Origin of the sequence: Corynebacterium lipophilum, assembly GCF_024102595.1 — a bacterium.
GTDB lineage: Bacteria > Actinomycetota > Actinomycetes > Mycobacteriales > Mycobacteriaceae > Corynebacterium > Corynebacterium pseudogenitalium.
The window spans coordinates 1-9881 of sequence record NZ_JAEUWV010000032.1; the positions used below are offsets into that span (position 1 = coordinate 1).

Sequence of the window (9881 nt, forward strand, 5' to 3'; positions counted from 1 at the left end):
CAGAGGGCGTGACACAAGATGTAAAAGCCACCACGAACCTGCTAGAAGGCGGGATAAACAAGCAGCTCAAAGACAAAGCTGGCCAGCACCGTGGCATGTTCGATGAACATCAACGCATCACCATGGACTGGTGGCTATACATGCACACGCAAGACCCGGTACCGCCTCTTGAGCTTGCCCGGCAACAAGACTTCGGACGCGTCGGCGAGAAGGCCGCACGAGCTGCGTGGGCAAAAGAAGAACTACAACGCCGCGGTCACCTGGATGGGCGGCCGAAAGAATTCGATACCGGCATTGATCATCAGTGGAACCCCAGCTTAGGCGTGAGAAAAGGGTGGGCTGGACGCAGCTAAACACACACAAAATGTCCCTTATCGCGACACGCCGTAAAAACACACAAAATGTCCCTTAAGCCGCTGCTGCGCACCAAATTCCCACGTCGGGTGCGCGCGACCTGGGGAAACGCTTTGGGGTCTTCGCGGAATCCAGGAATTTGGTGTGCGTGCCGGCTGGGATGACACCAAAATCCTGGATTTCTGCGGAGCGGGCTGGAACAAGCCCAGGTGGTTGGAAGCTCGTGAGGGAATTTGGTGCGTGGGATAGGGCGTGAGTGACAAAGGACGCAACCCCTTTCCGCGAACTGGGCTTTTACCCCTTCCTCCAACAAGAATTGCGTCCTTTGTCACTCGAGGCAGCTGGGGCGACGGTGCAGCGCACCACATTCCCACCCACGCACCCAGCGACCTGGGGAAACGCCCAGGCGCGCTTCCAAAAAACAGGAATTTGGTGCGCATCAGCCCCAGCAGCGGCAGAAAGCCCAGCACGTCCTACTTCTTGGTGGGGTCGACGCGCTTGGGGTGGTAGGCGGCGGGGCGGTCGTTGCGGCTTAGGGTGTCGGGGTTGCCGTAGAGGCCTTCGCGGCGGGCGACGCGGCCGAGGCGCTGCGCGGTGACGGGGTTGGTCATCAGGGCGAAGATGAGCAGGATGAGGATGACGCCGATGTCGTGAAGTTCGTGGGCGCCGACAGCCTCGCCGGTGCCGGCGGCCCCTCCGGCCTGCCCATTCGAGAGTCGAATAATCGTGCCGATGATCATGAGGACTAGCCCCGTGGTTTGGGGCTTCGTGATGGCATGGATGCGCGCCATGGTGGATTGGAAGCGGGCGGTGCCGATGGCGGCGGAGAACACCATGAATGCGCCGGGGAGGATGAAGACGAGGGAGGCGGTGTCGAGGAAGAATGCGAGTGTCATTGGTGGGTCCTTCCTAAGAGTTGTCGCGTTTGCGGAAGCGGGCGACGGACAGGGAGGCGATGAAGCCGAGGAGCGCGATCACCATCATGACGTTGACGACGGTGGTGTCGAGCGTCCAGCAGATGTAGAGGGCCAGCATGCATTGGAGTGATGCGGTGATGGCGTCGTTGCCGAGGACGCGGTCCATGGAGTCGGGGCCGACGATGACTCGCCAGGCCAGCACGAGGAAGCCGATGGCGAGGAAGATGCCGGCGACGATGAGGAATGCGTTGTATACCTGGGGGTTCATAGGCTATCGCCTGCTTTCGAAGATGTCGATCATTTGGCGCTCGAGTTTGGCTACGTTGGCGATTTCGCGGTCGATGTCGGTTTGGTTGTCGGCGTGGAGGACGTGGATGGTCCATTCGCGGTTGGCGATGTCGATGTCGGTGACGCTGCCGCCGGGTTGCAGGTTGTAGGCGCAGGTGGCGAGGTAGAGGACCAGGTCGTCGGAGACGCGCATGGGCACGCGGAGGATGGCATTCTTGGGTGGGGCGGCGGGCCGCAGCGCGAGCCAAGAGACTTTCGCGGAGGCGACGATGAGGTCGGCGAACCACTGCAGCACGAACAGCAGCAGTTTGCCCCAGTGGATTTTGTTGCCGCTGCGGGGGATATTCGGCAGCGGCAGCACGAGCACGATCAGGACGCCGAGCGCCAGTCCGGCGGCGACGTTGCCCCAGGTCAGGTCGCCTTGCATGAGGACCCACATGAATGCGAGCCAGAGGACGAAGGCGCCGCGGAAGCGGTTTCGGATGCCGGTGAGGAGGTGGTTCATCGGTGTGCTCCTGTCGGTTCGGCGGTTGCGCTGGCGGGGAGGGGGACTCGTTCTGTCGTGACGACGTCCTCTCCGTCAGCGGAGCGCGCTGATTTGCGGGCGAGCGCGTCTTTGCCGCCGCCGGAGTCGGTGGGTTGGCGGAAGGCGTCGAGGTCCCGGGTTGGGTTGGTGGGGTCGCCGGAGAGGACGGCGTGTTGGTAGATGCGTTGGTCGCTGGAGGATTCGGCGGCGCGGTCGGTGATGGCGGAGATCGGGCCGGCGAGGAACGTGATGGACACGGAGGTCGCTACGAGGAGCGCGGTGGACAGCAGCATGCCGACGGGGATGCGGCCGACGTCGGCGCGGTCGTCGACGGCGATGGTGTCGTGGCGCTCGGTAAGCGATGAGGGTCGCGCCATGGCGACGGATTCGGGGGCGTCGGCGCGGTCGCGGAGGAAGCCCTTGGACCAGACGAGGATCATGGCGTAGAGCGTCAATAAGGAGGTGACGACGGCCCCTGCGATGAGCACCCAGGCGAGCCAGGAGCCCTCGGCGGCGCCGGCCTGGATGAGCATGATCTTGCCGAGGAACCCGGAGAACGGCGGGATGCCGCCCAGGTTGAGCGCCGGGATGAAGTAGAGCAGAGCGATGAGCGGCGCGGTGTAGAGCAGGGAGCCGAGGCGGCGCAGCTGCGCGGACCCGGCCTGGCGCTCGATCAGGCCGACGACCAGGAAGAGCGAGGTCTGCACCAGGATGTGGTGGACGGCGTAGAAGATCGCGCCCGACAGGCCGGCGACGGTGCCGAGTGCGATGCCGAAGATCATGTAGCCGATGTGGCTGACCAGAGTGAAGGAGAGGAGACGCTTGATGTCGTTCTGCGCGAGTGCTCCCATCACTCCGATGACCATGGTCAGTAGTGCGACCCACATTAGGAGGGTGTCGAGGGAGCCGTCGATAAATATGGTGGTGCGGACGCGAATGATGGCGTAGACGCCCACCTTGGTGAGCAACCCGGCGAACACCGCGGTGACCAGTGAGGCGGCGGTGGGGTAGGAGTCGGGGAGCCAGGCGTCGAGCGGGAAGACGGCGGCTTTGATGCCGAATGCGACGAGCAGCGTGGCGAAGATCGCGGCGCGCGTGCCGTCCGGGACCTCGGCCATGCGCTGGCCGACCTGCGCCATGCTCACCGTGCCGGTGGAGGAGTAGATCAGCGCGAGCGCGAACAGGAACACCATCGAGGACGCCATGGAGACCATCACGTAGCCGATGCCGGCGCGCACACGCCCCGGCGAGGCGCCGAGAGTGAGCAGCACGTACGAGGCCACGAGGAAGACCTCGAAGCCGACGTACAGGTTGAACAGGTCGCCGGCGAGGAAGGACAGGTTCACGCCCATGCACAGCAGCATGTAGACGGGGAGGAAGACGGCGACTGGGTCGTCCTCGTCGCCGTCGCGAAGCCCTTGGGAGATGCCGTACCACATGACGGCGAACAGCACGATGGAGGAGACGAACACCATGATGGTGGACAGGCGGTCCGCCACCAACGTGATGCCGATGGGTGCTTCCCAGCCGCCCATCTGGACGGTCTGGATGCCGTGGACGTCTGCGATGATGATCATCGCACCCGAGATGACGGCCAGCGCGAACAGAGTCGTCAGCGCGATGGTGCGCTGCAGGGTGACGGCGCGCCCGGTGACCAGGATCAGCGCCGCTGCCAGCGCTGGCAGCAGCAGCGGCATGACGGTGAGGATCGGCATGGCGGGCAGCGCCCAGTGGGCGAACTCGAACAGGTTATTCGTCATCGTCGGCCTCCTTGACGGGGTCTTCAAAGGAGCGTGGGCCGAAGGCGTCGCCCTCGGAGCTCATGCGTCCGGTCTCTGGGTCGTCGGAGGCGTCGTGGTCGGGGGCCGCCGCCGGGGTCTTCGGACGGGCGGCGATCGCGCGGTCTTCCTCGTCGCGCTCGATGATGTCGTCGGTGCGGTAGCGGTACTGGCGGTAGGCCAGGGCCAGCATGAACGCGACCATCGCCATCGAAATGACAATCGCGGTGAGGATCATCGCCTGCGCGAGCGGGTCGGCGGTGCGCTCGCCGAACAAGGTAGACATGCGCCCAATGATCGGCGGGGAGCCGGCCTGCCCGCCGGATTGCAGCAGCAGCAGGTTCGCGCCGTTGCCGAGCAGCAGCACGCCCATGATCATGCGGGTCAGTGCCCTATCGAGCATCAGGTACACGCCGGTGGCCACGAGCACACCCGACCCGATGAGCAGGAACAGGTTCGCTTCCATTACTCGCTCCTTTCGCGGCCACGCGCGGTGGTGTGCACCGGCGCCCCAATTGTCGACGCCCGGCCCCGCCCTGCCGTCGCGTCACCGTCACCAGTGACCGCTTCTCGACGCCTCTTTCGCGCCAACCGCTTCGTTGCCTGCGCTTCGCGGCGTCGTTTATTCTTCTCCTGCAGCTCACGAGCGCGCTGGCGAGCGTACTGCTTGCGGTTGTCTTCCTCTTGGTCGAGGTAGCCGCCCATGGAGGTCAGGATGTGCAGGGTCAGGCCGACCACGATGAGGTACACACCGGCGTCGAACACGAGCGCCGAGGTGACGTCAAACGAGCCGATAAGCGGCAGCGTGACCGTGGTGTAGCCGGACGTGAGCGGCGGGTTGCCGAAGAACATCGGGGTCACCGCCGCGGCGAAGGAGAACAGCATGCCGGTGCCCAGCAGCTTCGCCGGGTCCACAGGCAGGGCCTCCTCGATTTCCTGGCGCCCGCCCGCGAGGTAGCGCAGCGTGAACGCCAGCGCCGCCACCAGGCCGCCGGCGAAGCCGCCGCCGGGCGCGTTGTGGCCGCCGAAGAAGAAGTACAGGGACAGCAGAATCATCGACGGGAACAGGATCCGTGTTGCCACGTCCACCATCAGCGAACGGTTCTGCGCCGTCTCCGAATCCACGCCGCTGGCCAGCCAGCGCGGCTTGGTGGTGGACAGCGTCGGGCGCCTCGAGGAGCGCCCAAACTTGCCGGTGCCGAAGATCAGGCTGGCCACGCCCGTCGCCGCGATCACCAGCACAGTGATCTCGCCGAATGTATCGGCGGCGCGCAGGTCCACGAGCAGCACGTTCACCGTGTTGCGGCCGTGGCCGATGTCGTGCGCCAGCTCCGGCATGAACACCGAGATCGGGTCGGCGGTGCGCGCGCTCATCGCAAACATGGCGATCACCACAACCGACACGCCAGTCAGGATCGACAGCCAGGCACGGGCCCGGTTGTCGTCGCTGCGGGGCTCGACCTCCGTCGGCATCTTGCGAAGGATCAGCATGAACACCACCATCACGATGGTCTCCACGAGCGCCTGCGTCAGCGCCAGATCCGGCGCGCCGTGCAGGGCAAAAATCGTCGCCATGCCGTAGCCGGTCAGCCCCACCATCACCACGGCGGATAGGCGGTTGCGTTGGACCGTCGCAAAGACAGCCATGCAGACCATGATGAACACCACCAGGCCCTGCCACGGCGAATCCCACAACATCATCCGAATATCGTTCGAGCGGCCCAGCACCAGCGCCGCCAGCGGCACCACGGCCAACACTGCGAAAATCACGCCCAGGTTGATCACCAGGGAACCGCGCTGCGTCGACGCCGTCAACCGCAGCGACGCAGTCCGCAGCTGCGTGAGCAGCGCGTCCCACAACGCGTCACCATTGCCGAGCGCAGGCTTGCCCGTCTGCAGCGGTTTCAGCAACGCACGCTGCCAGAACATGACGACGCCACCCAGCACAATCACGGCCGTCAGCACCAGCGGGATCGTAATCCCGTGCCACAGCGCCAACTCCTCCTGCTCGCCGCCGGGGAAGCGCACATCCAGGTACTCGTTGAACGCCGTCGACAGCAGCACCGGGAAGATACCGCACACCACCGTCAACGTGGTCAGCACCGCCGGCGAAATCCACAGGGTCGGGCCGATCGGGTGCATCTCGCGCACCGCCTTCGACTCGCCGTTGTTGTGTGCTGGCTTCGTCGCAAAGGCGGACCACCAGAAGTACAGCGAGTAGGCCATCGTCAGGATGGAACCAGCGACGATCGCCACCAGCGTCATGTAACCCGGCATGCCGTGCAGCATCTCCTCGTTCAGGACCGCCTCCAGCGCCGACTCCTTCGCCACAAAGCCGAAGAACGGCGGAATACCCGCCATCGACGCCGCCGACACCGCCGCCAAAAACGCCACAAACGGCTCCCGCTTCGCCAACCCCGACAGCTCGTGGATGTCGCGGGTGCCCGTCGAGTGGTCAATCGCGCCCACGATCATGAACAGCGTCGCCTTGAACATCGAGTGCCCGAACGTAATTGCCAGGCCAGCCATCGTCGCCTCACGCGACCCAATACCGATCACCGTCGTGATAAAGCCCAGCTGAGACACCGTGCCGTACGCCAGGATCAGCTTCAGGTCACGCTGCTTCAGCGCCAGCCAGCCACCCAGGATCATGGTGAACACGCCGGTCGAAAGCACCACCAGGTGCCAGGTACTCACCACCGCCAAATCCGGCGCCAGGCGCGCCACCAGGTAAATCCCGGCCTTCACCATCGCCGCCGAGTGCAAATACGCCGACACCGGCGTCGGCGCCGCCATCGCCCCCGGCAACCAAATATGCCACGGGGCCTGCGCCGACTTCGTCATCGCCCCCAACATAATCAGCACAATCGCCGTCGAAATCGCAGGCGTATTCTCAATATTCGCAAACTGCGACACCTCGCTGAGGCGCCAAATCCCCGTCTTGTAGCCCAGCAGGTTAATGCCGACGAGCATCGCCAGCCCGCCGAACGTCGTAATCATCAGCGCCTGAATCGCCGCCCTTCGCGACGACGCCCGCTCACCGTAGTAGCTGACCAGCATGTACGAGAGTATCGACGTCAACTCCCAAAACACGTACATCAGCAAGAAACTGTCCGAAATCACCAACCCGTACATCACGGAGGCGAACATGGTCAGCTCCCCGCCAAACTTGGCCAACCTGCGCGGATTCGAATCGAAATAGCCCCAGCAGTACAGCAACACCAAGGAGCCGACGCCCAAAATAATCAAACTGAACAAGCCCGCCAGGGCGTCCAACCTGAAATCCAGGTTCAACTCCGCCGACGGCATCCACGGAATCCGCGAAACGATCTCCCCGCCATCCACAAAGACACCCTTTGCGAACAGGTACACCATCCACGCGAACCCGCCCAGCGGCACCAACGCCACCAGCGCAAACGCCGATCTACCGATCGTACGGATCAACAACGGCGCCGCCGACGTCGCGACGAACAGCGCGACAAGTAGCGTCAACACAACCCGGGCCTCCTTGTTCAGCTTCCTTAGCTTCTTCAGCTTCGGCGCGCCACAGCAACGCAGCTGCCCACCATGCACCGTCGAAACTAGAAACAAGGCGCGTCATGATCAGTGGCGCGACCAACAAAATCTCACTGTACTCACAGCTCCGACATTTTGCGAACGGCTTTCGCCCTGGCCGCCCCGCCGCTGGCTGGCCCCTCCTGTGCCCGCGCCCCGCGCCTGTGCCCTCTTTGAAAAAGTTCCCGCGTCCGGGAACCATTTTGCGTTTCGGACTGGTTCCGGTCGACCAACGGTTGCGTTTCTGCAGTTCGCGACGGCTGTCCACAAAGAAAGGTCCCGGGTTCACGCTGGGCCGGGGAACTTTTCCGGGGTGGCGGGTTCGCGCGCCGTGGCTTTCACGTGATTCCTGTTCGTGTCGAGGCGTTAAAGGAGTGCGACGCTGGTCGCCAAAAATCACGCCAGGCCAGCGAGAATGCGGACCTGCATCGCACGCTTCTAATCGCACGCTATGAACTCTCGGAGCTGGGGCGGCGAAGATCCAGGCGAGCAAGACTATGGACAAACCGCACCAAAAACGGTACGGTTTGTCCATGGTTACGTATAGGGAAATGCTGCGACAAATCGCTTTGGAAAACGACGGGTATGTCACTCCGGCCCTCGCCCGTGTGCGGGGCGTGCCTGATGTTGAGTTGCGGAAGCTTGCGGCGCGAGGGGCCGTCGAGAAGCGGGAGCGTGGCGTGTATCGGGATCCGTACTATCCTGCCGCCGACGATTTTGATTTTCTCCGCGAAATTATTCTCACGCTAGGTGCTGGCGTGCATGCATGTGGGGAAACCACATTGCAGGTTACCGGGATCGGTGAGCTCAATCCCAAGAATGTCTATCTAGCTTCGCCGCGTCGACACCGCCGGAAGATGCCTGGAACATGGCGGATTAGGTCCGCTCCACCAGACGCTCAAGTGAAGAAATATCACGGTATTCCGTCGCAGCCCGTCGCGGAGGCGCTCGTGGAGGTTCGCCCAGCAGTTATGGCCGACCGTTGGGAGGCGATGGTGGAAGACGCCTACCAGGAAGGGTTTATTCGAGGCAAGCAGTATCGGGAGCTGAAGGGGCTGGTGGGATGAGTCGGCCGGTAAACATTGTGTCCTTACGACAGAAGATCAGAAACATAGAAAACGATCAGGCGCGTGAGGCACAGCGAGAGAACGTAATGGCGCTTGTTGTAGTTGCGCAGATGCTTCCACAGGGAGTGGTCAAAGGCGGAAGTGCGATGGCTGTTCGCTACGGCAGTGGAGCTCGTGCCACAAAGGATCTCGATGCCGCGCGACAGCAGGACGAAGACCACTTCTTGGATGAACTGGAGGACAAACTTGAAGCGGGATGGCAAGGCTTTACTGGAAGAGTGAAGCAGGTGAAGAAGCCCAGCCCTGCAGGGGTTCCGCCGCAGTATGTAATGACTCCTTTTGATATCAAGCTCCAGTACGAAGGGAAGGACTGGAAGACCGTGAGGTTTGAGGTGGCGCATAACGAGCTACATGTTGCGGACTCTGTGGACAGGCAGATTTCGGATGAACTCTCATCGTTGTTCATGGACCTGGGGTTTGATGCACCGGACCCTGTACCGGTTATGAAGCCTGAACACCAAATTGCACAGAAAATACATGCGGCTACATTTCCTGATAGTCAGCGAGCGCATGATCTCGTAGATTTGCAGATACTCGTGGCTAATGAAGATATTGACTATAGCAAGGCGAAAGAGCTGTGCGAGCAAACGTTCAAGTACAGAGGCGATCACTCATGGCCGTCTGAATTTGTTAGGGGCGAGGGCTGGGACGATGTTTATAGGGCCGCGGTGGAGAATATGACGCTTCCTGGAGTCGAAATATTAGGTCTAGAGGACGCCATCCGCTGGAGTAATGACCTGGTCAAAAGGATAGATTTCAGTTAGGGGTACCGAATTGATTGCTTCCAACGTGGATCTCGCGGATCTTGCGGCAAACGCCTCACACCATGTGTTTGGTTTGGGCCTGTATGAGCGCAAGGTGATCATTGACGGTGGCGGGCCGGTGGCCGTCATCATGTCGGCGGGTGAGTTTGAGCGGCTTGAGGCTGAGCGGCAGGACGTCCTGGACCTGGCACTCGCGCTCACGCGAATGCTGACCGACAGTGGCAAGCGCATCAGCCTCCAGGATGTCCTGGCTGAGTTTGGCATCGACCCGTCGGAGCTTTAGATTCACCAGCTTTTCGACGCGCTCTCCGCCCCATTTGAACCAGCCAAATCTGCAAAGTGTAGTAGGTGGATTGTAGTAATCCTCGAAAAAACGTGCGAGGGGCTGCGGATGTTTTGTTGGAGTGCATCACGAGGGACTTTGTCTCGTAGTTATGCACTCAGTGCCTGTCTATGCTCAGCGATGGTCGTATAACCATCACCAAGTGTCGACTTCAACCTTGTATGGATATAGAAGTCAATGTAGGACTCAATATACTCGCGCATCTGCGCAACTGTCATCTGCGACGTAT

General features: G+C 62.1%; 9 protein-coding genes and 1 pseudogene. 4 read left to right on the top strand and 6 right to left on the bottom strand.

Annotated features, from left to right (window positions below):
• A pseudogene (locus JMN37_RS10970) lies at positions 1–353 on the top strand (IS256-like element ISCau1 family transposase); the annotation flags it as partial.
• A 474-nt stretch (positions 354–827) separates the two neighbouring features.
• On the opposite strand, the gene JMN37_RS10975 reads toward JMN37_RS10970, so the two are convergent.
• The 6 genes from JMN37_RS10975 to JMN37_RS11000 are packed head-to-tail and all read right to left on the bottom strand — an operon-like array spanning position 828 to position 7358.
• Positions 828–1250, bottom strand: a complete 423-nt coding sequence (locus JMN37_RS10975) for a monovalent cation/H(+) antiporter subunit G (protein WP_070478204.1) — start codon at positions 1248–1250, stop codon at positions 828–830.
• Between the two features lie 13 nt (positions 1251–1263).
• Positions 1264–1539, bottom strand: coding sequence for a monovalent cation/H+ antiporter complex subunit F (locus tag JMN37_RS10980; RefSeq protein ID WP_070478203.1), 276 nt, complete (start codon positions 1537–1539; stop codon positions 1264–1266).
• 3 nt (positions 1540–1542) lie between these two features.
• On the bottom strand, positions 1543–2064 hold the full coding sequence (locus JMN37_RS10985; protein WP_070361857.1) for a Na+/H+ antiporter subunit E: 522 nt from the start codon (positions 2062–2064) through the stop codon (positions 1543–1545).
• Entirely contained in the window at positions 2061–3845 is a 1785-nt protein-coding gene (locus JMN37_RS10990; protein WP_070361858.1) for a Na+/H+ antiporter subunit D, read from the bottom strand. Before JMN37_RS10990 ends, JMN37_RS10985 begins: the two co-directional genes overlap by 4 nt.
• A complete protein-coding gene (locus JMN37_RS10995; RefSeq protein ID WP_070361859.1) occupies positions 3835–4329 on the bottom strand; it encodes a Na(+)/H(+) antiporter subunit C in 495 nt (164 codons plus the stop codon). Before JMN37_RS10995 ends, JMN37_RS10990 begins: the two co-directional genes overlap by 11 nt.
• Positions 4329–7358, bottom strand: a complete 3030-nt coding sequence (locus JMN37_RS11000; RefSeq protein WP_252932177.1) for a Na+/H+ antiporter subunit A — start codon at positions 7356–7358, stop codon at positions 4329–4331. Before JMN37_RS11000 ends, JMN37_RS10995 begins: the two co-directional genes overlap by 1 nt.
• A gap of 593 nt (positions 7359–7951) precedes the next feature.
• On the opposite strand from JMN37_RS11000, the gene JMN37_RS11005 reads away from it, so the two are divergent.
• From JMN37_RS11005 to JMN37_RS11015, 3 genes are read left to right on the top strand one after another with little or no spacing between them, the layout of a single operon-like run.
• The gene (locus JMN37_RS11005; RefSeq protein WP_143110551.1) at positions 7952–8485 is read left to right on the top strand and encodes a type IV toxin-antitoxin system AbiEi family antitoxin domain-containing protein; all 534 of its coding nucleotides are present in this window, start codon (positions 7952–7954) and stop codon (positions 8483–8485) included.
• Positions 8482–9309, top strand: coding sequence for a nucleotidyl transferase AbiEii/AbiGii toxin family protein (locus JMN37_RS11010; RefSeq protein ID WP_252932176.1), 828 nt, complete (start codon positions 8482–8484; stop codon positions 9307–9309). The genes JMN37_RS11005 and JMN37_RS11010 overlap by 4 nt, the downstream gene beginning before the upstream one ends.
• Before the next feature lie 10 nt (positions 9310–9319).
• Positions 9320–9592, top strand: coding sequence for a type II toxin-antitoxin system Phd/YefM family antitoxin (locus tag JMN37_RS11015; protein WP_071573098.1), 273 nt, complete (start codon positions 9320–9322; stop codon positions 9590–9592).
• Positions 9593–9881: the final 289 nt, after the last annotated feature.